This window comes from Halomonas sp. KM007, from assembly GCF_050709225.1.
Lineage (GTDB): Bacteria > Pseudomonadota > Gammaproteobacteria > Pseudomonadales > Halomonadaceae > Vreelandella > Vreelandella hamiltonii.
Window position 1 is genome coordinate 2,029,190 of record NZ_CP136131.1, and the last position, 23,731, is coordinate 2,052,920.

Here is a 23,731-nt window from a genome sequence, read left to right on the forward strand (position 1 = left end):
ACGACATTCAACAAGATTTTTCCAACAAGAGGATTGTCATGAGCACTGTTAACAACGCCCACGACACGACCATGCCGTCGGTGCTGGGCAAAAAAGACAGTACTGATGAGATGGTGCAGCGCATAGGCCACTTGACGCGACTGCTGCGGGACAGCATGAAAGAGCTGGGCCTGGATCAGCAGATCACCCAGGCGGTGCAAGCGATACCGGATGCCAATGACCGTCTAAACTATGTCGCCTCCATGACGGAGCAGGCCGCAGAGCGGGCATTGAATGCCGTTGAGCGTGCACAGCCGTTACAAGACGGTCTTGAGGAAGAGGGCGCCGCACTTATTAGCCCGGCATCTAAATAGCTATGCTATAATGCCGACATGAACAGAGAAGATGCTCGTACACTCCACCCCGCCGCTCAGGAAGAAAAGCGAAAACTTGCGGTTCGCCTTTCCAAGCGTGGGATGAAGAACAAAGAGATCGCCAAGGAGGTTGGCGTTCACCCTCTCACCGTTGGGCGGTGGCTTGCGAAATACCGTGAAGGCGGTTTAAAGGCCTTGCTCGCCCAGGTTCGTGGGCGAAGAGAAGGCTCTGGCCGCCAGCTTACCCCTGATGAAGAAAGTCGACTCCAGGTCATGTTGGTCGACATGTCACCAGCCTTCCTCAGCGGCGTGGCCGAGAACCTCCCCAAGGCCGAGGTCACGGTCGACTGGTTCCATATCGTGCAGGCCTTCACCAAGCGACTGGACGAAGTGCGCAAAAAAGAGCGCCGCGAGCAGGGCCACCCCAAGTCGCTGCGCTGGGCCCTGCTGAAGAGCCTGGACAACGAGAACCTGACGCCCAAGCAGCTGGCGGCACTCCAGGAACTGGTGGCCGATCAGAGCGCGACGTCTGATGCCTGGGTGATCAAGGAGAAGCTGCGCTGGATCCAGAAGGCTCCGACGCCGCGAGCGGCTCGGTGGCGCATCACGAACTACCTCAAGGTCATGAAAGCGGCGGTCTCGGAGAAGCCACTTCTGAAGCCAATGGGCAAGGCCCTGGCGACGCTGGAGCGACATGCAGAGGCAGTGGTCAGGCGTTGGATCTCGGGGCTGACGAACGCACGACTGGAAGGCATGAACGGCCTGTTCCAGGCGGCTCGGTCACGCGCACGCGGTTACCGGAACGAAGCCAACTTCATTGCCATGATCTACCTGATTGGCAGCTCGGTGGGCCGCCTGTTCGATCAGGCCAAATCCACGTGAAGTGACGAAGAACCGATTAAATCCGGGTCAAGCAGTGAAAGGCCATGGCAGCGGCGGAAGTGCGGTTTTCAACACCCAATTTACGGAATATCTGCTCCAGATGCTTGTTGACCGTGCGTGGGCTTAAGTCGAGTATCTGGCCAATTTCACGGTTGGTTTTGCCTTGGGCAATCCATAACAGTACCTGCGACTCTCGGGTGGTCAGGCGTAGCTGTACCTGTAGTAACTGACTCTCTCCTTCACCGTCGTTGTTCAGTAGGCGAAACAGGTACTCCTGATGCTCGGTTGTGCCCAAGTAACGCAGCCGGAACTCGCCAGTAGCGAGGTGTAGAGAGAGTTGGCTTCCTGGTTCTGGTGAGCGGGAAAGCCAGTTTTGTATCTGTTGGGTTGCCGCGCTACGCATTTCCTGGGGTGGCCCCACTGCTTCCAGGTACTGGCTGACTTGAGGTGTTGACCACAGCCAATGACCACTTAGGTTGGTAGCAAATACCGATTGGCCTAATTTATCCAGGGCGGAGTGCGCGCTTTGTGTCATTCGTGCGTTAGCAAGGTGCACCCGAATACGGGCTACCAACTCATCGGTACGTATCGGTTTGGTTACGTAATCGACCCCTCCTGCTTCCAGGCCGTGTACAACATCTTCGGCATCAGTCAGGCCGGTCATGAAGATGACTGGAATCGTTGCGAGTGCTGGTTGCTGTTTGAGCAGGCGACAGGTATCAAAGCCATTCAACTCCGGCATCAGTGCGTCCAGAAGAATCAGGTCAGGTGTCATTTTTTCAGCAATCTCAATGGCCTGCTGGCCGTCGAGTGCTAGCAGGGCATTCATCCCTGCTTGATCCAGCGCATGGTGCACCATACCAAGGGACTCAGGAGAATCATCCACCACCAGAATAAGGTCTTTGCGTTGCAGAAGTGTCATGGTGCTGCCTCTAGAAGTTGGACCACACGTTTGAAATCCAGGTGTTTCAATAGGCTGTTGAGCTGCAAAGCGAGCGCGGGTGCTATCGAACCCTGTTCAGTTGCCATAGATAAGCGGCTCTGTAATCCAGACAAGTGGCCTATTTCTGCCAGGGCTATCAGTTCGTCTCGTAGTCCCTCAGGCAGTCGGCAGGCGGAAGTGGCAATGCGCTCTTGTTGTTCATTGGCAGTGCACCATGACAGCTGTAATTGAGTAGCCAGCATATCGAGTAGTACGGAGTACTTGAAGGGCTTGACCAGGTAGTCGTTGTGTGGGGCGTTTGAGTGATGTATGAGGCTGTTTTCACGGGCATTTGCCGATAGCATGACGATCGGGCCTGTATAGTGCTGTAAGCGTAATTGATGTGCTGTTTCCCATCCGTCCAGCGTTGGCATGGATACATCGAGAAGAACGAGAGCAGGAGGGCTCTGCTGCACCAGGTGCAGGGTCGTTTCTCCATCGGGGGCTTCCATAATCTGAAATCCTAGCGGCGATAGCATGTCGCTGATCAAGCCCCGGTGTGAGGGGTCATCATCGGTCACCAACAGTCGGAGCCTGGGGCCGCGGTAGCCGATGACAGGGTGATGGGGACGCTGTTTGGGGGGCACTTCCGGCAGGGCACTCGATAGCATCAGGCTGAGGCGGAACTCACTACCTACCTGGGGTTTACTGGTGACCTGGAGATCCCCACCCATGATTTCAGTGAGTAGCTTGGTGATCGTTAATCCAAGGCCTGTGCCGTGAACGGCAGGTACGCCAGGTTTGCGAACGCGCTCGAACGGTCGGAATATACGGGTAATATCGGTCTCATCAATGCCGACGCCAGTATCACTGATAGTGAACTCTGCCACTTGGTTGCGATAGCGTACGTTGAGCGTAACCTGCCCCTGGTTTGTGAACTTGATGGCGTTGGAGAGCAGGTTGATCAGGATTTGGCGCAAGCGTTTTTCGTCAGTATGTACCCACTCGGGTATGTGCCCTCGATCATGGAAAACAAACTGAATGCCTTTCTCTTCTGCCTGAAGCTGAAACATGGATACCAGCTCTTCAATCAGTACCCGTAAGCGTATTCGGTTACGATACAGCTCCAGTCGACCAGCCTCGATTTTGGATATTTCCAATAGCCCTTCGATAAGGTCGGAAAGATGCTCGGTACTCCGGCGAATGGTGGAAACAGACTCACGCCGTTCTACGGGAATGAGTGGATCCTTCTCTAATAGTTGGGCATAACCGAAGGCAGCATTGAGAGGAGAGCGCAGTTCGTGGCTTAAGCCCGTTAAGTAACGACTCTTGGCCTGGTTAGCTGCTTCGGCTAACTCCTTGGCCTGCTGCAGTTCGCGGTCAGTTTTTTCATGAGCCTCTATCTCAGCGAGCAGCATGCGGGTTTGGCGATGCGACTCCTCCTGAGCGACGACGCGGCTTTCATGTGCCAGAACGAACAGCCAGGAAATCACACCACTGATAATCACCAGAATTGCAAAAATTTGTGCCAGGGTGGCAGCGATCAGTTTGTGAGTGGCATCACTGACATCGGGGAGTTGATAGTAAACCAGTGTCAAAAAACCAGCAATAATCAGACTTACCAGCAGCAATAAGGCAAGAAAGTGGCCGAGGCGTGTGTTAAGGGGGGGAAGGATGCGCTTCAATGGACTGCTTTCCAGCCATATTCCTAATTGCTGTGGAAAGGACGAGTTGGTTTTGCAAGCATCATTACAGCGTGCATCCAAAGAGCAACAGAGAGAGCAGATGGCGCCATTATAAGCTGGGCAGAAGGCCATATCCTCGATATCGAACTGATGTTCGCAAATGATGCAGGCTTTGCCCGTTAGCGTTTGGTTTGACTCGGGGGTGCGAGCGATGTAATAGCGCCCCTTGGTCAATAGGGCAATACTGGGTGAGACGATAAAGGCTACCAACAGAGCCAGGAAGGAAGCCAGCGCTGCTACTGTCTCACCCCATAACCCGGCACTTGCAGCCAGAGCAACGATGGTAGCGATAATGACAGCACCAAATCCCACTGGATTGATGTCATACAGATAAGCACGCTTAAACTCAATATATCGAGGGCTTAAGCCCAGGGGCTTGTTAACGACCAGATCTGCGACCAGGGCACCGATCCAGGCCATGGCAATCATTGAGTAATGGGAAAGAATGACCTCAAATGCCCGGTAGATACCAATTTCCATCAGTACGAGAGCAATCATGACATTGAAAACCAGCCAGACAACGCGCCCAGGGTGGCTATGGGTCAGGCGGGAGAAGAAGTTTGACCATGCAATAGAGCCTGCATAAGCATTGGTGACGTTGATTTTGAGCTGCGAGAGAATGACGAAGATACCTGCCAGGGCCATCAGTGTCGCTGGGTGGCTGGTGATATAACTGAAGGCGACCATATACATATGCATCGGTTCTTGGGAAAGCTCTGCCGATAGTCCATGCTCAAGGGCCAGGACTGCCAGAAAGGAGCCGAGCAGTATTTTTATCGCGCCTACCACGATCCAGCCAGGGCCGCCGGATAACATGGCCAACCACCACTTGATCCGTTCTTTGGGTTTTGGTTCGGGAAGAAAACGCAGGTAATCCACCTGCTCACCGATTTGGGCAATAAGCGCAAACATGATGGTTGCTGCTGCGCCAAATAACAATATATCAAAACTGTTGTCCCCTTGGATTGGAGTGTTGAAATCCAACCAGCGAGGCAAGGAGTGGGGATCCTGCAGCAGAATAAAGATAAAGGGGGCCAGTTGCAGTAAGACCCATATGGGTTGCGTCCAGGTCTGGAAGCGGCTGATATAGGTAAAGCCATGGGTCACGATAGGAATCACGATCACGGAACTGATCAGATAACCCAAGGTAAGCGGAATGCCAAACAGAATGTCCAGCGCCATGGCCATGATGGCCGCTTCCAGCGCGAAGAAAATGAAGGTGAAGGTAGCATAGATCAGGGAGGTCAGCGTTGATCCAAGGTAACCGAAACCAGCGCCACGGGTTAACAGGTCAATGTCGACACTATACCGGGCAGCATAATAGCTGATGGGTATGCCCAGCAGAAACGTTACCAGACTGACGGTCAGGATGGCGGTGAGGGCGTTGGTAATACCATAATTGAGGGTGATGGTGGCACCAAGCACCTCAAGTGCCAGGAAGGAGATGGTCCCCAGAGCCGTTAGTGCGACCCGATGATAGCTCCAGCGGCGAGCCGACTTTCCTGTATAACGTAACGCAAAATCTTCCAGTGTTTGGTTGGCAACCCACTGATTGTAATCACGTCGAACAGGAAAAATACGTTGTTTGGTCGTTGTCATGTCTGGCCTTGTACGGGCGTTGACAGGTAAGGCTTCTCTTGCCTTATTATTAACCCGGCAATAAAATAGCTATGATGCGGCGTATTGGATTGACGGGGCTTTGAAGTATTTCGCGACTCGCATCGGGAGCTTCTGAAGCTTCCGCAGGTGAGACATCGCCTTCCTCTTCAGCTGGTCTCTGCTGTGTGCCGGAGTACCGCTATGTACGTCGGCTTTGAGGTCGCAGTTCAGAGTTCAGATACTCATCTGGGTTCAACTCCGGCGAGTAGGGTGGAAGGTAGAACACCTCAATCTCATCCCGATGCTCTGCCAGCCAGGCCTTGACGATCTTGGCGTGATGGACCTTGAGGTTGTCCAGGATCAGGAAGACCTTCCGCTTGGCATCACGAATCAAGCGCTTCATGAAGTCGATCAGAATTTTCGCATTCATGGTGCCGTCAAAAAACCGGAACCGTACCTTGCCCTGGTTGGTGACGGCGGAAATGAGGTTGATCGTCGCCCTTCTCGCATTGAGCCGGAGGACGGGTGTGACGCCTTGAGGTGAGTAGCCACGCACATGCTGGCTATCGCTACGTAACCCGGTCTCATCGCCCCAGTAAATCTCGGCATCTTCGGCCTTGGCACGGTCATGAATGGTTGGATAGTCCTCCTCCAGCCAACGCTTCACTTCGGCTGGACGCTGCTCGTAGGCCTGCTTCTTGGGCTTCTGAACGGTGAACCCCCAGCGTTTCAGATATTCGCCGATGGTGCGAATGGGCACCCACTTCCCGGTTTCCAGCTTGATCAACTCCTGGACGGCCTTGCGCGTCCACAGGGCATACTGCAGCTTCAGCTGGTCAGGTGTCCTGTCGACCAACATGACCTGGAGTCGACTTTCTTCATCAGGGGTAAGCTGGCGGCCAGAGCCTTCTCTTCGCCCACGAACCTGGGCGAGCAAGGCCTTTAAACCGCCTTCACGGTATTTCGCAAGCCACCGCCCAACGGTGAGAGGGTGAACGCCAACCTCCTTGGCGATCTCTTTGTTCTTCATGCCACGCTTGGAAAGGCGAACCGCAAGTTTTCGCTTTTCTTCCTGAGCGGCGGGGTGGAGTGTACGAGCATCTTCTCTGTTCATGTCGGCATTATATCATAGCTATTTAGATGCCGAGTTAATAGCAAAAATATTAAGCTGTGTCGCTGACCATTGCTATGGGGTAAATGACGTAGGCGGTTGGTGTATTCCCCGCATAGTGCGATGACATTATGCGCGCCAATACTGTTGGTGTGGAATCAATACAGATTCCGAATTATCGCTAACTCGGGGAATCACCATCATGTTTACGCAACGTTCTGAGACTGCACGTACACGGCATTTGCCGCTACGCCGCCGCCTGCTGGCAGGGCTGGTCGCGTTGCCCCTGGCAGTGGCCATATCATCCACGACAGCTTGGGGTAATCCACCTACGAGTGAAGTGAATACTACTGGTCTCGCTGTGACGGATGATACGGTTCAGGTCGGTATTCTGCACTCGCTAACAGGCACTATGGCAATCAGCGAAACTGGCTCGGTTGAAGCAGAGCGGCTGGCGATTGAACAGATTAACGCCCAGGGTGGCATACTGGGGCGGCAAATTGAATATATCATTGAAGATGGTGCCAGTGACTGGCCTACCTTTGCTGACCGCACGCGCAAGCTGCTCACACAGGATAATGTAGCCGCTATCTTTGGCGCCTGGACATCCGCCTCCCGTAAAGCCATGTTGCCGATTCTTGAGCGAGAAAATGGCCTTCTCTACTACCCCACTTTTTATGAGGGACTGGAAGAGTCCCCCAATGTTATTTATACCGGACAGGAAGCGACCCAGCAGATACTTTCAAGTATTGACTGGGCCTGGAACGAGCTGGGTGCGCGTAGCTTCTATCTGATTGGCTCCGACTATATCTGGCCACGTACCTCAATGAAGATTGCCCGGATACATATCGAAGATGTACTGGGAGGGGAGGTATTGGGGGAGGACTACGCGCCGCTGGAACATACCTCGTTTGGTTCCAATATCAATCGTATTCGCTTGCGTAATCCTGATGTGATTTTTGCCGCTGTCGTCGGTGGCAGTAATGTCGCCTGGTTCCGGCAATTGAATGCTGCTGGTATCAATGGTGATAACCAGACATTGCTGACTATCTCAGTGACTGAAGATGAAGTATTGGGTATTGGTGGCGAGAATGTCGATGGCTTCTACTCGGCGATGAAGTACTTCCAGAGCCTGGATAACGATAACAATGCTGCGTTTGTTGAGGCGTTTCAGGAGCGCTGGGGTGCAGATAGTGTTATCGGTGACGTGACACAAGCGGCTTATCTGGGGCCGTGGCTGTGGAAGGCGGCAGTAGAGAAAGCGGGTACTTTTGATATTGATGCTGTGTCAGCTGCCATGGCGGATATTGAGTTAACCACTGCGCCTGAAGGTTATGTCAAGGTGCATCCCAATCGCCACCTGTGGAGCAAAACACGGATAGGTCGCTGGAATGAGACCGGGCAAGCCGATGTTGTCTGGGAGTCGGAACTGATCGAACCCAACCCTTTCCCCGAGGGATACCAGTAATCAATAACCAGTCTGCGGTAGCCCAGGCTGCCGCAGAGTCACTGTTATTTGTTTGATATCAATTGGGGGATTCCATCATGGATGGATTCACAACGCAGGAACTGATGGCCATCCTGGCCATGCAGGGATTCGCTGGGGTCAGTTTCTTCAGTGTTCTGCTACTGATGGCCTTGGGGCTGGCAATTATTTACGGTCAGATGCGTGTCATTAATATGGCGCATGGCGAGTTCATGGTCATAGGTGCTTATGCCACTTATCTCTGTTCAGTCACGCTGGGACAATTGCCCGGTATGACTGACTACTATTTGTTTCTTGCTCTCCCGGTTGCGTTTGCCAGTGCCTTTGTCGTGGGCTATCTGGTGGAGTGGGTGCTGATACGCCACCTGTATCATCGGCCCCTCGATACATTATTAGCAACGTGGGGCCTGGCCCTGATCATGCAGCAGGGCTTCCGCTCAGCATTCGGAGCTCGGGAGGTCAGTGTCATCGTACCTGGCTGGTTACGTGGCTCCTATCAACCCACTATGATGATTGATATACCTCTAAATGGTATAGCGATTCTCGTCTTGACGCTATTTGTGACCCTGGGAGTGTGGTGGCTGCTATTCCGCTCTCGTTGGGGGTTACGTGTCCGCTGTACGACTGCCAACCGTGAAATGAGTGGTGCCATTGGCATCAATACCAAACGTGTTGACCGCATGACGTTTGCCTTGGGGTGCGGCATTGCCGGTATCGCGGGGGCGGCGTTTACCACTATTTCTTCTACCGGGCCAACCAGTGGCTCGCTGTATATCGTCGATACCTTCCTGGTTGTTGTGTTTGGCGGAGCCGGTAGCCTGCTGGGAACCATTGCCTCTGCGTTCTCTATCGCTCAAGCCCAGTCGGTGATGGAGTTCTTTATGGGAGGCTCTATGGCCAAAGTCCTCACTCTGCTCACTGTTATAGCCATTTTGCTGATACGTCCAGAAGGTTTGGTCGCCAGCAAGGTGCGTCGTTAAGGAGATGTCGCATGTCTTTGATCAACCGCTTATTTGCAGGGCGTCATGCGAGTTTGGGGGGCATCGCCTTACTGGCGTTAATCCTGATGGTCGTAATGCCGATGATATTGGATCTTTACCGCCTGAATCTGGCGGGACGCTATCTCACCTATGCGTTTGTGGCTCTGGGGCTGGTGCTATGTTGGGGGTACGGAGGAATCCTTAGCCTTGGACAGGGGATTTTTTTTGGTGTCGGCGGCTATGCCATGGCGATGTTTCTGAAACTTGAAGCCTCCGACCCGCACAGTACCCGTATCCAGACGACACCTGGTATCCCTGATTTCATGGACTGGAACCGGCTTACCGAGCTGCCTTGGTTCTGGGTACCCTTTGAAAGTCTGACGTTGACGGTATTGGCCGTGTTGACACTGCCAGCGGCGTTCGCCTTTGTCATCGGCTATGCCATGTTCAAGCGTCGGGTGAGTGGTGTCTACTTCGCCATCATCACCCAGGCATTGGCAGTGGTGTTGACCATTCTGATCGTAGGGCAGCAGGGCTATACCGGCGGGATCAATGGTATCACCGACTTGCGTACCCTGAAGGGCTGGGATATTCGCGATGATAGCTCACAGTACCTGCTGTACTACCTCAATGCCGTACTACTGATCGCTTGTGTGCTCATTGGTCGCTGGGTACTGGGCAGTAAATATGGCCGTATTCTGACGGCATTGCGTGATCGGGAGGATCGGGTACGTTTCTCTGGCTACGATGTGGCCAATTTCAAGATATTTATCTTTTGCCTGGCAGCCTTCATGTCGGGTATCGGTGGGGCGATGTTTACCCTGCAGGTGGGTTTCATGTCGCCCTCCTTTGTCGGCATCGTTCCCTCCATTGAGTTTGTCATCTTCGCGGCTGTTGGTGGGCGGTTATCGCTGCTGGGAGGCGTGTATGGTGCTCTGCTGGTCAGTTATGCGAAGACTCTTTTTGCGGAAGCATATCCTCAACTTTGGCAAGTGATGATCGGTGCTGTCTTCATTCTGGTGGTGCTGCTGCTTCCGTACGGATTGGCAAGCCTGGTAGACCGTTACCGCTCTGCACTTGGGTCGCGTCTGCCATGGATGCAGAAGCGCACCCGACATCCGCCTGCCACGGAGAATCGCTCATGAGTTCAAATACTAACTTTTTACTCGCTATTGAGGAGCTTACCGTATCGTTTGACGGCTTCAAGGCGATTGAAGGACTGAACTTCTACATGGATGAGAGTGAGCTGCGTGTTGTGATCGGTCCCAACGGGGCTGGTAAGACAACGTTGCTTGATCTGATTTGTGGCAAGACCAAAGCCACTGCTGGTTCCATCAAGTTCCGTGGTAAAGAGCTGACGCAATTACGGGAGCATCGCATCGTCTGGGAGGGTGTCGGGCGCAAATTTCAGAACCCCTCTATTTACGAAGGGTTGAGCGTGTTTGAAAACCTGGAAGTTTCCTATCCGCAGGGGAGAAGTGTATTTGGTGCGCTGGCTTTCAAACGTGATGAGCAGGTGATACAGCACATTCATAACATTGCCCGGGAAATTCAACTGGAAGACCAGTTGGATATGGAAGCTGGTCTGCTTAGTCATGGACAGAAGCAGTGGCTGGAGATTGGCATGTTACTGATTCAGGAACCAGAGCTACTGATGCTTGATGAGCCTGTTGCCGGCATGAGTGCCAGTGAACGTCAGGAAACAGCCCGGCTACTCAAACGTATTGCCCAGGGACGCTCGGTAATCGTTATTGAACACGATATGGAGTTTGTGGCAGCGCTGGGCGGCAAAGTAACTGTTTTGCACCAGGGCAAGATATTGGCAGAAGGAGATATTGAAACCGTCAAACAGAACAAGAACGTCATTGACGTCTATCTGGGACACTGAGAAAGGAGGGTAACAGTATGCTCGAAGTTAGCAGCCTGCAAGTGAGTTATGGCCAGAGTCAGGTTATCCGCGACATGAATTTAAATATGGGGAAAGAGGAGTCGCTTGCCGTGATGGGGCGTAATGGAATGGGCAAGACCACCTTGTTCAAGGCCCTGATCGGTATTTTGCCCAGTGAAGGAAAGGTCGTGCTTGATGGTCAGGATATTTCCAACATGTCTTCGCATCAGCGGGTAGCCTCCGGGATGGCGTATGTCCCCCAGGGACGGATGATCTTCTCCAACCTGAGTGTGCAGGAAAATATCGAAGCGGGGCTGGAGACGGCCAGTGTAAAGAGAGTGCCGAGCGAAATATTCGATCTGTTTCCGGTCCTGCATGACATGCGTAACCGCAAGGGGGGGAATCTGTCAGGAGGCCAGCAGCAACAGTTAGCTATTGCCCGCGCTCTGGTATCCGAGCCGAAAGTACTGCTGCTTGATGAACCGACCGAAGGTATTCAGCCCTCCATCATCAAGGAGATTGCCGCCACCCTGAATGAGATCCGGGCGATGAAAAAAATCGCTATTTTGGTTTCGGAGCAAGTGCTGAGTTTCACCATAGAAATGTCGGATCGTCTGGTGGTGGTTGAGAAAGGCAGGATTGTGCATGAGGAGCAGAGTGGAACGGCTGATCAAGCCAAGATAGCCAGCTTTCTAGCCGTTTAGTGGTGCCAGTGTCGCCTTGTCATTGTGCCAAGGCAGTCCATTAATATCGAAGAGGAAACTCTTATGCGTCATGGTGATATTTCCAGTAGCCCAGATACCGTTGGTGTAGCAGTCGTCAACTATAAAATGCCGCGTCTGCATACACGGGCAGAAGTGCTAGAAAATGCCCACAAGATTGCTGACATGATCAAAGGCATGAAAATGGGGCTGCCAGGGATGGACCTAGTGGTATTCCCCGAATATAGCACTATGGGGATTATGTACGACAATGACGAAATGATGGAGACGGCCGCGACGATTCCTGGGGATGAAACGGCGATTTTCTCTGCCGCCTGTCGCGAAGCAGATACCTGGGGCGTCTTTTCGCTGACGGGTGAACGCCATGAGGAGCATCCTCATAAAGCCCCCTACAACACCCTGATACTGATTGATAATCACGGGGAGATAGTACAGAAATACCGTAAGTGTATTCCCTGGTGCCCTATCGAAGGGTGGTATCCAGGAGATACAACCTATGTCACAGAGGGCCCCAAAGGGCTCAAAATCAGTTTGATCATTTGTGATGATGGCAACTATCCGGAAATCTGGCGAGATTGCGCCATGAAAGGCGCTGAGCTGATTGTACGTTGTCAGGGGTATATGTACCCGGCCAAGGAGCAGCAGGTGATGATGGCCAAAACCATGGCGTGGGCCAATAACTGCTATGTGGCCGTTGCCAATGCCACAGGGTTTGATGGTGTCTATTCCTACTTTGGGCACTCCGCCGTTATCGGCTTTGATGGGCGTACGCTGGGTGAGTGTGGAGAGGAGGATATGGGGGTGCAATACGCCCAGTTATCGATCAGTCAAATCCGCGATGCCCGTGCCAATGACCAATCCCAGAATCATCTGTTCAAGCTGCTGCACCGGGGCTACACCGGTATGTACAACTCTGGTGATGGTGACAAGGGCGTTGCTGATTGCCCATTCGACTTTTATCGCACTTGGGTGATGGATGCCGAGAAGGCCCGTGAGCAGGTCGAAGCCATGACCCGTCGCACCATCGGGGTTGCCGAGTGCCCCGTTGGCGAATTGCCTGTAGATGGAAAAGAGAAAACGGCGGGGAACTGATGCCTTTTATCAATGAGCAATTGGCAGCCAATCAGGAAACAGCGGACCGCCAGCGTTGGTCCGCTACCCCCTCTCGCATGAGCCGTTTTGTGTTTGATCCGGTAGCAGTGATGGCGCTTTTGCGGAGTCGGATTGTTGGTCAGGATCATGTGTTGGACAGACTCGATAACGTGCTACAGATACTTAAGGCTGATGTTGTCGCAGATGATAGGCCATTATCGGTCCAACTGTTTGTCGGGCCAACGGGGGTGGGGAAAACAGAGACGGTACGGCTGTTGGCACAAGCCATTCATGGTAGCGCCGATGCGGTTTGCCGTATTGATATGAGTACCCTTGCGCAGGAGCACTATGCAGCTTCGCTGACGGGTGCTCCGCCTGGATATGTAGGCAGTAAGGAGGGCCAGACGCTATTTGACGTGGATGCCATTCAGGGGAGTTTCAGCAAGCCCGGTCTCGTGCTGTTTGATGAACTGGAAAAGGCCAGTCCTGAGGTAGTGAGGGCGTTGCTCAACGTGCTGGAGAGAGGTCGCTTGCGGCTCAGTGCTGGCAATCGGGAGATAGATTTCCGCAATAGCCTGATCTTCATGACCAGTAATGCGGGGGCTGCGCAGGTATCTGCATTGAGGCATCAGCAGCAGAAAAGTTGGTGGCGTTGGGGAAGTGGGCAGCGCCAAATTACTGACACAGTGGAACAGGCATTGGCTCAACACTTTGACCCGGAATTTCTGAACCGCATCGATAACATCATCACTTTCAATCCCCTGGACAGGAATCTGAACGAACAGTTGCTGGATATTGAACTGGATCGGCTTACGCGGAAATTGCAGAAACGCAAGGCGGTGCTGACTGTGGATGAAGCAGCCAAACGACACCTCTGTCGGCCACTGGATGCACGCTACGGAGCCAGAGAAATGGCACGGCGAGTCCGCAACGAGCTGCTACCTCCGCTGGCCAGGGGCATGCTGGATTCCCCCCAAGCAGATACCTTTGGAGCAAAAATGGACAATGGATTGCTGATTGTCACCCCAGTCTGAAGACATATGCCAGATACCACACGCTTGATGCTCGTCATCAGGCGTTTTTGTTTTCATGCAATCGCAAATTGTAACCCGAGGTGACGATTGCGCTCCCGCTCTTCTGGGTTACTGATAGCGCCCTTCCTACGTCAAATGACGTAAGAAGGGGGTGCTATTCACGAATGGTCTTACCTGGCGGTTTCAACAATAGTGGCTTTGTGATCTTCGCTTGACCCCAATCACTCGCTGAGGAGTTACTATCATGGCTGAGACGCTGATCAGGATTGACCTAAACCAGTCACCCTACGAAAACGAGAACATTCATAACCGCTGGCATCCGGACATTCCCATGGCGAAAATGGTGAAGCCGGGGGATGACTTTATTCTGGAGTGTCACGATTGGACCGGTGGTCAGATCAAGAACAATGATAGCGCCGATGATGTGCGAGACGTGGACCTTACCCAAGTGCATTTCCTCACTGGCCCGGTCGGGGTAGAAGGGGCAGAGCCTGGAGATCTGCTGGTGGTGGATATTCTCGATATTGGCACCTTCAAAGAGAGTCAGTGGGGTTTTAACGGTTTCTTCTCCAAGCAAAATGGTGGCGGCTTTCTCACCGAACATTTCCCGGAAGCCCAGAAATCGATTTGGGACTTCAATGGTATGTTCACTAAATCCCGCCATATTCCCAATGTGGAATTTGCTGGCATGATCCATCCGGGGTTAATTGGTTGCCTGCCGTCCAAAGAGATGCTGAATGAGTGGAACCGCCGTGAGCAAGAGCTCTACGATACGGATCCCGAGCGTGTTCCGGGGTTGGCTAATCTGCCCTATGCTGACACTGCCCACATGGGCAAACTCACAGGTGATGCCAAGTCCCAGGCAGCGGCAGAAGGTGCTCGTACTGTCCCGCCCCGTGAGCATGGCGGTAATTGTGATATCAAGGATCTCTCCAGAGGCTCCCAGGTATATTTCCCGGTGTATGTGAAAGACGCGGGCTTGTCCGTGGGCGATCTGCACTTCAGTCAGGGGGATGGGGAAATTACCTTTTGTGGTGCGATCGAAATGGCCGGCTGGATCCACCTGCGGGTCAATATCATCAAAGGCGGCATGGAGAAGTACGGAATCAAAAACCCGATCTTCAAACCTAGTCCCATTGCGCCGAAGTATGATGACTATCTGATCTTCGAAGGCATTTCCGTGGATGAGGAAGGCAAGCAGCACTACCTTGATGTGCATATTGCCTATCGTCAGGCAGTGCTTAACGCGATTGAGTACCTTAAGAAGTTTGGTTATACCGGTGCTCAGGCATACTCATTGCTGGGATGTGCCCCAGTACAGGGGCATATCAGCGGTGTTGTGGATGTGCCCAATGCGTGTGCCACCCTATGGCTACCAACGGACATCTTCGACTTCGATATAAAACCCAATGCGGAAGGGCCGACGACTAAAGTGGTTCCTGGTAGTGATTTACCGCTCTCCAAGGAGAAGTGACCAGGGGCGTTGAAGTGGTCGGCAAATATAAACGACTACCAAACCAGGTGTCATTAAATTAAGAGTGACGGTGCCGAGAGCCCGTTATGGCGTTATCTCGGTACCGCTTGCCAGGAGAAATACGATGCCACTGTATGACTTCAAGTGCCCCAGGCATGGATTGTTTCATGAACTCGTACCCATCCGGGCGTCTGGAGATGCCCATGCCTGTCCGGAGTGTGGGGAGCTGTCGCCAAGGGTGTTACTAATACCGCCGCAGTTACTGATGATGGATCCTGCCCGACGTAATGCGATGGCGCGTAATGAGAAGGCGGCACATGAGCCGCGCCACGGTAATCGGGCGAGTGAACGGGAGAGTGGCTGTTGCCACCAGCATCGCCATAAGCCACAAGTATTTTACACCGCTGATGGTAATAAAATGTTTCCGTCAGCACGACCGTGGATGATAAGCCACTGATTGCTTGCGCCATGTGATGGCTGGTCAGACTGGCTATAACCCGAAAGCAGGTGAACGGCAGGCGTTGGGTCAGCAGCAGAGTGCTATCATGAGCCTCTACGATAGTCTACATGATAGCGGTCAATGCTGGAGGAGCCTCATGTCTGAGCACGAACACGAACCCACTATCCACGAGTACCATAACCCGGCGGGAGGCTGGGGGGCGCTCAAGGCGGTTGGCAAGCACTTGCTGCATAGCCGTGCACCGGCTCTCAATGCGGGTTGACGCGACTGCTGCGGGACAGCATGAAAGAGCTGGGCCTGGATCAGCAGATCACCCAGGCGGCGCAAGCGATACCGGATGCCAATGACCGTCTAAACTATGTCGCCTCCATGACGGAGCAGGCCGCAGAGCGGGCATTGAATGCCGTTGAGCGTGCTCAGCCGTTACAAGACGGTCTTGAGGAAGAGGGCGCCGCACTTAATGAGCGCTGGCAGTTAGCGGCAGCGAAGCTGGCGACGATAGAGGGTGATCCCAGCCTCCTCGAAGACACTCAGGACTTTTTGAACAACAAACTTCCCAGCGCAACGGGGGCGACGCAAAAAGAGCTGCTTGAAATCATGATGGCTCAGGACTTCCAGGATCTCACCGGTCAGGTGATCAAGAAAATGATGGAGGTCATCAAGCTCATCGAAGAGCAGCTTGTTCAGGTGCTTGTCGATAGTGTGCCCCATATCACCGATGGCGTTAAGGTGGAAGATAGCCGAGATGAGCATGCCAAGCTGCGGAACGGACCACAGGTGAACCAAAATAAGGCAGATGTGGTAGCAGGGCAGGATCAAGTAGACGATCTGCTGGATGAGTTGGGCTTTTAGACCAAGCCAGCGACATCGAGCCAAAACCATTGCCATGCGTTGCCAGCAACGGTTTTGAAAGCGTTTAGCGATGGATCAATGCTTTGCTGCGGCCTGCTCCTTCTCCGCGGCGCGGGCCAGCGCCGGACGGTCGGCATGGCGGGCGCGGTAGGCCACCAGCGGTTCCGGCAGGCGGTGTTTCATGCTCGCTGCCCAGCTCAAGGTGTGGGTCAGGAAGAGGTCGGCCAGTGTGAAGGTATCGCCCACCAGCGTCTCCTGGCCGTGGTAGCGGCGCTCCAGGGCGGTCAGGGCGCGCTGAAATTCCCAGGCGGCGGTGGGCAGTACGGAGGGCACGCGCTTGTCCTGAGGCAGGGCGAACTTGTGCTTGGCCTGCAGCCACAGCGGCTGCTCGATCTCGGTGACGATGAAGCTTAGCCACTGATCTACCTGGGCGCGTTCCTCCACGCTGTGTGGCAGCAGTTGGCCTTCGCCGTACCGTTCGGCGAGATAGCGGCAGATGGGTGCGGATTCGAACAGCGTCAGTTCGCCGTCTTCCAGCACGGGTACCTTGCCATCCGGGTGGCGGGCGAGATGCTCGGCGCTTTGCCCCGCGCCCTGGTCCAGGGCTACGTGGTGGCACTGGTACGCCAGGCCCAGCTCTTCCAGCGTCCAGGCGGCACGCAGCGAGCGGGAGTTGGGGAAACTATAAAGGGTGATCATGGGGCGGCTCCAGGCAGTACCGTGAAGCCTTCACTGTAGCCACTGCCTGAACGCCTGTCACGGGGCTACTGGCCCCGCGCCGCGCGGATGCGCTCATAGGCATTGCCAATCTCGCTGGTGCGGGCCTGCGCCACCTCGCGCATGCTCTCCGGAAGCCCCTTGCCCGCCAGCTTGTCCGGGTGATTCTGGCTCATCAGGCGACGATACGCTTTCTTGATCTCGGCATCGCTGGCGTCTTCGGCCACGCCCAGTACGCGATAGGCATCCTTCAGAGCTTCCTCGCTGGCGCCTTGAGAGTTGGCCGCCGCGCCATGCAGCATGACTTCGATCTGCTGTACTTCGGCCTCGCTGCAGCCAACGCCCCGCGCCACGCGCAGAATCATCTCATGCTCGGCGGGGTGCAGGACCCCATCGGCGGCAATCGCGCTGAGTTGAACCTGCAAAAATACCTGGCGCAAAATGGGCTGACGCTGGGTCAGGCGATTGACCTTGGCCAGCTCGGCCTCCAGGTCGAAGTCGTCGGCACGGCCCCGTTCGAAGGCGGCCCGCGCCTTGACGCGGTGCTCGCCCTGCAAGCGCATCTGGTCGAACAGCTTTTCGGCCACGCCCAGCTCACCTGGAGTGACCTTGCCATCGGCCTGGCAAAGGCAGCCCATCACCGAAAAGATCGACTCCAGGAAACCTTCCTGCAAACGCGTGCGGGCGGCATTCAAGCGGCGCCCCAGCTGGCGTGCCAACCACCAGCCCAGACCCGCTCCCACCAGCAGGCCCACGGGGCCGCCGCTGGCAAGGCCAATCAAACCAAACAGAATCATCAAAAAAAGCATAACGGTCTCAACAAGTTAGTCAGTAGGCTCAAGGCGACGGCAGGCGCGAACGAATGGCCGCTTCGATGCCGGCGGCATCCAGGCCGCAGTCGCGCAGCAGCTCGGCGGGGGTGCCGTGCTCGACGAAGCTGTCCGGCAAGCCCAGGTTCAGGACTTCGACCTGAACGCCTTCGCTGTGGAGCAGCTCATTCACCGCGCTGCCCGCGCCGCCCGCAATCACGTTCTCCTCCAGCGTGACCAGCAGCTCGTGCTCGTCGGCGGCGTGCAGCACGGCGTCGCGATCCAGCGGCTTGATGGAGCGCATGTTGATATGCGTTGCATTGAGCTTCTCGGCCACCTCGGCGGCGGCACCATTGATGCTGCCAAAGGCCAGCAGGGCGATGCGCATGCCGTCGCTGGTACTGGTGCGGCGTACCTCGGCCTGGCCAATCGCCATGGGCTCCAGATGGTCTGGAATGGCCACGCCGGGGCCGGTGCCACGGGGGTAGCGAACGGCGGCCGGGCCCGGGTGGTGATAGGCGGCGCTGAGCATGGCGCGGCACTCTGCTTCATCGGCGGGTGCCAGAATCACCATGCCGGGCACGCAGCGCAGGAACGACAGGTCCATGCTGCCGTGGTGCGTCGGGCCGTCTTCTCCCACCAGGCCTGCTCGGTCGATGGCGAAGGTGACATCCAGGTCCTGCACGGCCACGTCGTGGATCAACTGGTCGTAGCCACGCTGCAGAAAGGTCGAGTAGATGGCGACGACGGGCTTCATGCCCTCGCAGGCCATGCCTGCGGCCAGGGTGACCGCGTGCTGTTCGGCAATCGCCACGTCGAAATAGCGTTCGGGGTAGGTCTGCGCAAAGCGAATCAGATCCGAGCCTTCGCCCATGGCGGGAGTGATGCCCATCAGGCGCGGGTCGGCGGCGGCCATGTCGCACAGCCAGTCACCAAACACATTGCAGTACTTCTTCTTGGGTGCAGCGGGGGGCTTCACTGGGGGCGTGCTGGACGCGGGCACTTTTTCCAGCTTGGTGATGGCGTGATAGCCAATCTGGTCGGCCTCTGCCGGCAGGAACCCTTTGCCCTTGACCGTCTTGATATGCAGAAACTGGGGGCCTTTCTGGTCACGCAGGTTGCGCAGGGTCTGGGTCAGTGCGTCCAGGTCGTGGCCGTCGATGGGGCCCACGTAGTGAAAGCCCATCTCTTCGAAGAGCGTTGCGGGGCTTACCATGCCCTTCATGTGCTCTTCGGTGCGCTTGGCAAACTCCAGCGCGCCGGGCAGATGCGAGAGCACTTTCTTGCCCTCTTCGCGCATTTTCAGGTAAGGCTTGCTGGAGAGCATCCGCGCCAGATAGGTGGCGATACCGCCGACGTTCTCGGAGATCGACATCTCGTTGTCGTTCAGCACCACCAGCATGTTGGCGTTGACGTGCCCCGCGTGGGCCAGCGCTTCGAAGGCCATGCCCGCGGTGAGCGCGCCATCGCCGATGATGGCGCACACGCGGCGCGGGTCGTTTTGTGCCTGGGCGGCCAGGGCCATGCCGAGCGCCGCCGAGATCGAGGTGCTGGAGTGACCAACGCCGAAGGTGTCGTACTCGGATTCGGCGCGGCGGGGGAACGCGGCCAGGCCGCCGTGCTGGCGGATGCCGAGCATGGCTTCACGGCGACCGGTAAGGATCTTGTGGGGGTAGGCCTGGTGGCCTACGTCCCATACCAGGCGGTCTCTGGGGGTGTGGAAGGCGTGGTGCAAGGCCACGCTGAGTTCCACCACGCCGAGCCCTGCGCCAAAGTGGCCGCCGGTGACACCGACGCTATACAGCAGATAGGCGCGCAGCTCGTCGGCCAGCTGCGCCAGCTGGCCAGGACTCATGGCCCGCAGGGCCGCGGGGTGGTCAAAGGAGTCGAGCAGCGGCGTCGCCGGGCGCTCGCGGGGTATCTCGTCGAACAGCTTCATAGGCGGCATGTTTTCATGGGTATGTTGTGAAAGGCATCGTTAGTGGTCGCGCTCGATCATGTAATGGGCAAGATCGGCCAGGGGCGCGGCGGGCTCGCCAAGCGGGGCGAGCGCAGCAATGGCCTCGTCGATCAATGCGTTCGCTTTTTGCTGGGCGCCCGCCAGCCCGAGCAGGCTGGGATACGTGGGCTTGGCGCGGGCAGCGTCGGCACCGGAGGTTTTGCCCAGCGTGGCGGTGTCTCCGGTGACGTCGAGAATGTCGTCGTGAATCTGGAAGGCTAGACCAATGGCGCGTGCATAGCGAATCAGTGCCGCCAGGCGTGGGTCGTCGGCCTCGACGGCGATCAGCCCACCCATCCGGACCGCCGCCACGATCAGCGCGCCGGTCTTGTGGGCGTGCATGTGCGCCAGTGCCTCGACATCGGGATGGCCACCCACGGCTGCCAGGTCCAGCGCCTGGCCTGCCACCATGCCATCGCGGCCAGCGGCTACCGCCAGGGTAGATACCAGTGCAGCCAGGCGCGGGTGCGGGCGGCTGGCCATGACTTCAAAGGCCAGCGCCTGCAGGGCGTCGCCTGCCAGAATGGCCGTGGCTTCGTCGTAGGCCTTGTGCACCGTGGGCTGGCCACGACGCAGGTCGTCGTCATCCATGGCGGGCAGGTCGTCGTGGATCAACGAGTAGGCGTGGATCAGCTCGATGGCCGCCGCGGGGGCGTCCAGGGCGTCGTCTTCTGCTCCCAGGGCACGCCCCGCCAGATAGACCAGCAGCGGGCGCAGGCGCTTGCCGCCCACCAGCAGGCCGTGGCGCATGGCTGCCTCCAGGCGCGCCTCAACGGCGGGCCGAGACTCGAACAGCGCCGCCAGGGTGGCATCGACGCGGGCGTTGCTGGCGCGGCGCAGCGTGGCCAGCGGTGTGTCGTGGGCCGTTACCATGGGGGCGTTTCCTCGCTGTCGTCGTGTCCCTGAGCAGCTGACGGCTCTGGTGCGGCATGGAAGGGAGCCACGTCCAGCTTGCCTTCGGGGGCTTCGCTGAGCGCGCGCACTTTCAGCTCGGCACTGTCGAGGCGCTGCTGGGCATCGCGAGTGAGCCGCACGCCCTGCTCGAAGGCGGTCAGGGCATCTTCCAATGAGAGTTCGCCTGACTCCAGGCGTTCCACGATGGTTTCAAGCTCGGTCACCGTGGCAGCAAAATCTTGGGGAGGGGTGCTCATGGTCAATGCCTACCGTTTGTCGTGGGCCCTGTGCTCGGTGCGGGCGGCGAAAGTGGCCGGATGCCAGTCAAATAAACGCACAGTATACACCGAGGCAAGGGGGTGGCGTCTGCCTCCCGCTGGCGGGATTCCTCGACGTGTGCCGGGTTCATCTTCAAAACGCAGACTTTTCATCATCCGGGAGCGCTGAGAAAGGCGGGGGCTGTGCTACCATACGGGCCTTCCGTGAACCGATACACGGCGCCTGCCGCCGACCATAGAGGTTGATTCAGCCATGGCCAAAACGTCCCTGGAAAAGAGCAAGATCAAGATCCTGCTACTCGAGGGCGTCCACCAAAGCGCGGTGGACAATTTTCACAACGCGGGTTATGAAAACATCGAGTCTCTCTCTACATCGCTGGATGAAGAGGCACTGATCGAGAAGATCCGTGATGTTCACTTCCTCGGCATTCGCTCCCGGACGCAGTTGACGGAGCGCGTGTTCGATGCCGCCGAGAAACTGGTCAGCGTGGGCTGTTTCTGTATCGGGACCAATCAGGTCGACCTGGATGCGGCGCTCAAGCGCGGTATCGCGGTCTTCAATGCGCCGTATTCCAACACTCGCTCGGTGGCCGAGCTGGTGCTGGCGGAAGCCATCATGCTGCTGCGTGGCATTCCCGAGAAAAACGCGCTGGCGCACCAGGGGGGCTGGTTGAAATCGGCCAAGAACTCCCATGAGGCGCGCGGCAAGACGCTGGGTATCGTGGGCTATGGCAGCATTGGCGCTCAGCTGTCGGTGCTGGCGGAGTCGCTGGGCTTCAACGTGATCTACTACGATGTGATCACCAAGCTGGGCATGGGTAATGCCAGCCAGGTCGCCAGCCTGGAGGAGTTGCTGGGTCGTTCGGACGTGGTCAGCCTGCACGTGCCGGACCTGCCCTCTACCCGCTGGATGATGGGTGCGAAGGAAATCGCTGCCATGAAGGATGGTGCGATCCTGATCAACGCCGCCCGGGGCAGCGTGGTCGAGATCGAAGCGCTGGCCGACGCCGTGAAGGCTGGCAAGCTGAACGGTGCCGCCATCGACGTCTTCCCGGTCGAGCCGAAGGGCAACGATGAAGAGTTCCAGAGCCCGCTGCGTGGCCTGCACAACGTGATCCTGACGCCGCATATCGGCGGCTCGACGCTGGAAGCGCAGGAGAACATCGGGGTCGAAGTGTCCGAGAAGCTGATCACCTACTCGGATAACGGCACCACAGTGACGTCGGTCAACTTCCCCGAAGTAGCGCTGCCTGCTCACCCGGACAAGCACCGCCTGCTGCACATCCACGACAACGTGCCCGGCGTGCTGTCGCAGATCAACCGCGTGCTGTCGGAAAACGGCATCAACATCTCTGGCCAGTACCTGCAGACCAACGACAAGGTGGGCTACGTGGTCATCGACGTCGACAAGGCCTACGGCCCGCAGGCGCTGGAGGCATTGAAGCAGGTAGAGCACACGCTGAAGATTCGCGTTCTCTACTCGGCGCAGAACAGCTGATCTCGCCCCTTCGTGCAATAAAAAACGGCCCCTCTGGGGCCGTTTTGCCTATCAGGCCAGGTCGAACAGCAGTACTTCGCTGGCCTCGGTGCACGCCAGCGCAACGTCCTCGCTGGGGGTGAAGGCCGCCGCGTCACCGGTGCGCAGGGTTTCTCCGTTCACTTCAACGGCCCCTTTCACCACATGCAGCCAGGCATGGCGGGAAGGTGGCGCTGCCAGCTGATCACCCGCGCTCAGCAGGCTGGCATACAGGTTGACGTCCTGATTGACGCCCACCGAGCCGTCGCGGCCATCCTGAGAAGCGACCAGGCGCCACTGGCCCTGGCGCTCGGCCGTGGGGAACGCCTTCTGCTCGTAGCTGGGCGAGATGCCCCGCTGGGCCGGTTCGATCCAGATCTGCAGGAAATGCAGGCCGTTTTGCTGGGAGTGGTTGAACTCGCTATGCACTACCCCTGTGCCCGCTGACATGCGCTGTACGTCGCCGGGGCGCATGACCTCGCCGTTGCCCATGTTGTCCTTGTGCTCCATCTCACCTTCGAGTACGTAGGAGATGATCTCCATATCCCGGTGGGGGTGGGCGCCAAAGCCGTGGCCCGGGGCGACCCGGTCTTCATTGATGACCCGCAGGGCACGAAAGCCCATGTGCTCCGGGTCCATGTAATTGGCAAACGAAAAGGTGTGGTACGAGCGCAGCCAACCGTGGTCTGCGTAGCCGCGCTCGTTGGAACGACGAATCTTCATGAACGGTACCTCGTTACTCAGTCAAGTTGTTGCCTTTAATATGTCGCCTACTATACGACCGAGTGCGCCAGGCGTGGGGTGAAGCTTTCTCAATGGTGGCGTCGAAATAATCGACGATTGAGGGCCGCCAGAATAGTGGCTGGCAGGCGCGCGCAGATGCACGCGCGGCGCGCTTTTTGCTATCATGCGCGGGAT

At 56.5% G+C, this 23,731-nt stretch carries 20 protein-coding genes and 4 pseudogenes; 15 read left to right on the forward strand and 9 right to left on the reverse strand.

Annotated features, from left to right (window positions below; all coding sequences use genetic code 11):
• Nucleotides 1-38: 38 nt before the first annotated feature.
• The 3 pseudogenes from RVM27_RS09555 to RVM27_RS09565 all read left to right on the forward strand — a co-directional run.
• Nucleotides 39-332: pseudogene (locus RVM27_RS09555) on the forward strand (protein phosphatase CheZ); the annotation flags it as partial.
• Between the two features lie 123 nt (nucleotides 333-455).
• Nucleotides 456-548 (forward strand): annotated as a pseudogene (locus RVM27_RS09560) (helix-turn-helix domain-containing protein); the annotation flags it as partial.
• A gap of 78 nt (nucleotides 549-626) precedes the next feature.
• Nucleotides 627-1,235, forward strand: a pseudogene (locus RVM27_RS09565) (transposase); the annotation flags it as partial.
• Nucleotides 1,236-1,251: 16 nt separating this feature from the next.
• Here RVM27_RS09565 and RVM27_RS09570 read toward each other — a convergent pair.
• The 3 genes and pseudogenes from RVM27_RS09570 to RVM27_RS09580 all read right to left on the reverse strand — a co-directional run bounded on the left by RVM27_RS09570 (nucleotide 1,252) and on the right by RVM27_RS09580 (nucleotide 6,615).
• Nucleotides 1,252-2,157 (reverse strand): response regulator, encoded by a 906-nt coding sequence (locus RVM27_RS09570; protein ID WP_081193442.1) that lies wholly within the window; start codon nucleotides 2,155-2,157, stop codon nucleotides 1,252-1,254.
• On the reverse strand, nucleotides 2,154-5,501 hold the full coding sequence (locus RVM27_RS09575) for a hybrid sensor histidine kinase/response regulator (RefSeq protein ID WP_081193440.1): 3,348 nt from the start codon (nucleotides 5,499-5,501) through the stop codon (nucleotides 2,154-2,156). The genes RVM27_RS09570 and RVM27_RS09575 overlap by 4 nt, the downstream gene beginning before the upstream one ends.
• Before the next feature lie 69 nt (nucleotides 5,502-5,570).
• Nucleotides 5,571-6,615: pseudogene (locus tag RVM27_RS09580) on the reverse strand (IS630 family transposase).
• Between the two features lie 199 nt (nucleotides 6,616-6,814).
• On the opposite strand from RVM27_RS09580, the gene urtA reads away from it, so the two are divergent.
• The 11 genes from urtA to cheZ all read left to right on the forward strand — a co-directional run bounded on the left by urtA (nucleotide 6,815) and on the right by cheZ (nucleotide 16,600).
• Nucleotides 6,815-8,080, forward strand: a complete 1,266-nt coding sequence (urtA, locus tag RVM27_RS09585; RefSeq protein ID WP_498956428.1) for a type 1 periplasmic-binding domain-containing protein — start codon at nucleotides 6,815-6,817, stop codon at nucleotides 8,078-8,080.
• A gap of 77 nt (nucleotides 8,081-8,157) precedes the next feature.
• Nucleotides 8,158-9,078 carry an urea ABC transporter permease subunit UrtB gene (urtB, locus tag RVM27_RS09590; protein WP_081193436.1) on the forward strand — a complete coding sequence of 307 codons (921 nt, stop codon included), beginning with the start codon at nucleotides 8,158-8,160 and terminating at the stop codon, nucleotides 9,076-9,078.
• An 11-nt stretch (nucleotides 9,079-9,089) separates the two neighbouring features.
• Nucleotides 9,090-10,223 carry an urea ABC transporter permease subunit UrtC gene (gene urtC, locus RVM27_RS09595; RefSeq protein WP_081193434.1) on the forward strand — a complete coding sequence of 378 codons (1,134 nt, stop codon included), beginning with the start codon at nucleotides 9,090-9,092 and terminating at the stop codon, nucleotides 10,221-10,223.
• The gene (urtD, locus tag RVM27_RS09600) at nucleotides 10,220-10,966 is read left to right on the forward strand and encodes an urea ABC transporter ATP-binding protein UrtD (protein ID WP_081193432.1); all 747 of its coding nucleotides are present in this window, start codon (nucleotides 10,220-10,222) and stop codon (nucleotides 10,964-10,966) included. The genes urtC and urtD overlap by 4 nt, the downstream gene beginning before the upstream one ends.
• A gap of 17 nt (nucleotides 10,967-10,983) precedes the next feature.
• Nucleotides 10,984-11,670: an urea ABC transporter ATP-binding subunit UrtE gene (urtE, locus tag RVM27_RS09605; protein ID WP_081193430.1), complete on the forward strand. Its 687-nt coding sequence runs from the start codon at nucleotides 10,984-10,986 to the stop codon at nucleotides 11,668-11,670.
• A 63-nt stretch (nucleotides 11,671-11,733) separates the two neighbouring features.
• Nucleotides 11,734-12,780 (forward strand): aliphatic amidase, encoded by a 1,047-nt coding sequence (locus tag RVM27_RS09610; RefSeq protein WP_081193428.1) that lies wholly within the window; start codon nucleotides 11,734-11,736, stop codon nucleotides 12,778-12,780.
• A complete protein-coding gene (locus tag RVM27_RS09615; protein WP_081193426.1) occupies nucleotides 12,780-13,814 on the forward strand; it encodes an AAA family ATPase in 1,035 nt (344 codons plus the stop codon). The genes RVM27_RS09610 and RVM27_RS09615 overlap by 1 nt, the downstream gene beginning before the upstream one ends.
• Before the next feature lie 244 nt (nucleotides 13,815-14,058).
• Nucleotides 14,059-15,288, forward strand: coding sequence for a formamidase (gene fmdA / locus RVM27_RS09620; RefSeq protein WP_081193424.1), 1,230 nt, complete (start codon nucleotides 14,059-14,061; stop codon nucleotides 15,286-15,288).
• A gap of 124 nt (nucleotides 15,289-15,412) precedes the next feature.
• Complete coding sequence (locus tag RVM27_RS09625; RefSeq protein ID WP_081193422.1) at nucleotides 15,413-15,745, forward strand: zinc ribbon domain-containing protein; 333 nt, start codon at nucleotides 15,413-15,415, stop codon at nucleotides 15,743-15,745.
• 139 nt (nucleotides 15,746-15,884) lie between these two features.
• A complete protein-coding gene (locus RVM27_RS09630) occupies nucleotides 15,885-16,010 on the forward strand; it encodes a hypothetical protein (RefSeq protein WP_254893772.1) in 126 nt (41 codons plus the stop codon).
• Nucleotides 16,007-16,600, forward strand: a complete 594-nt coding sequence (cheZ, locus tag RVM27_RS09635; RefSeq protein ID WP_139788461.1) for a protein phosphatase CheZ — start codon at nucleotides 16,007-16,009, stop codon at nucleotides 16,598-16,600. Before RVM27_RS09630 ends, cheZ begins: the two co-directional genes overlap by 4 nt.
• A 75-nt stretch (nucleotides 16,601-16,675) precedes the next feature.
• Here cheZ and RVM27_RS09640 read toward each other — a convergent pair whose 3' ends face one another.
• The 5 genes from RVM27_RS09640 to RVM27_RS09660 form a co-directional block, all read right to left on the reverse strand.
• Complete coding sequence (locus tag RVM27_RS09640) at nucleotides 16,676-17,299, reverse strand: glutathione S-transferase family protein (RefSeq protein WP_498956429.1); 624 nt, start codon at nucleotides 17,297-17,299, stop codon at nucleotides 16,676-16,678.
• Nucleotides 17,300-17,364: 65 nt separating this feature from the next.
• Entirely contained in the window at nucleotides 17,365-18,126 is a 762-nt protein-coding gene (gene djlA / locus RVM27_RS09645) for a co-chaperone DjlA (RefSeq protein ID WP_498956430.1), read from the reverse strand.
• 28 nt (nucleotides 18,127-18,154) lie between these two features.
• On the reverse strand, nucleotides 18,155-20,065 hold the full coding sequence (gene dxs, locus RVM27_RS09650) for a 1-deoxy-D-xylulose-5-phosphate synthase (protein ID WP_498957763.1): 1,911 nt from the start codon (nucleotides 20,063-20,065) through the stop codon (nucleotides 18,155-18,157).
• A 39-nt stretch (nucleotides 20,066-20,104) separates the two neighbouring features.
• The gene (locus RVM27_RS09655; protein WP_189463615.1) at nucleotides 20,105-20,998 is read right to left on the reverse strand and encodes a farnesyl diphosphate synthase; all 894 of its coding nucleotides are present in this window, start codon (nucleotides 20,996-20,998) and stop codon (nucleotides 20,105-20,107) included.
• On the reverse strand, nucleotides 20,992-21,276 hold the full coding sequence (locus RVM27_RS09660) for an exodeoxyribonuclease VII small subunit (RefSeq protein WP_039178661.1): 285 nt from the start codon (nucleotides 21,274-21,276) through the stop codon (nucleotides 20,992-20,994). Before RVM27_RS09660 ends, RVM27_RS09655 begins: the two co-directional genes overlap by 7 nt.
• A 274-nt stretch (nucleotides 21,277-21,550) precedes the next feature.
• Here RVM27_RS09660 and serA point away from each other — a divergent pair, with 274 nt between their 5' ends.
• Nucleotides 21,551-22,795: a phosphoglycerate dehydrogenase gene (serA, locus tag RVM27_RS09665; RefSeq protein ID WP_039178658.1), complete on the forward strand. Its 1,245-nt coding sequence runs from the start codon at nucleotides 21,551-21,553 to the stop codon at nucleotides 22,793-22,795.
• A 51-nt stretch (nucleotides 22,796-22,846) separates the two neighbouring features.
• Here serA and RVM27_RS09670 read toward each other — a convergent pair whose 3' ends face one another.
• The gene (locus tag RVM27_RS09670) at nucleotides 22,847-23,536 is read right to left on the reverse strand and encodes a pirin family protein (protein WP_144981350.1); all 690 of its coding nucleotides are present in this window, start codon (nucleotides 23,534-23,536) and stop codon (nucleotides 22,847-22,849) included.
• Between the last annotated feature and the right edge of the window lie 195 nt (nucleotides 23,537-23,731).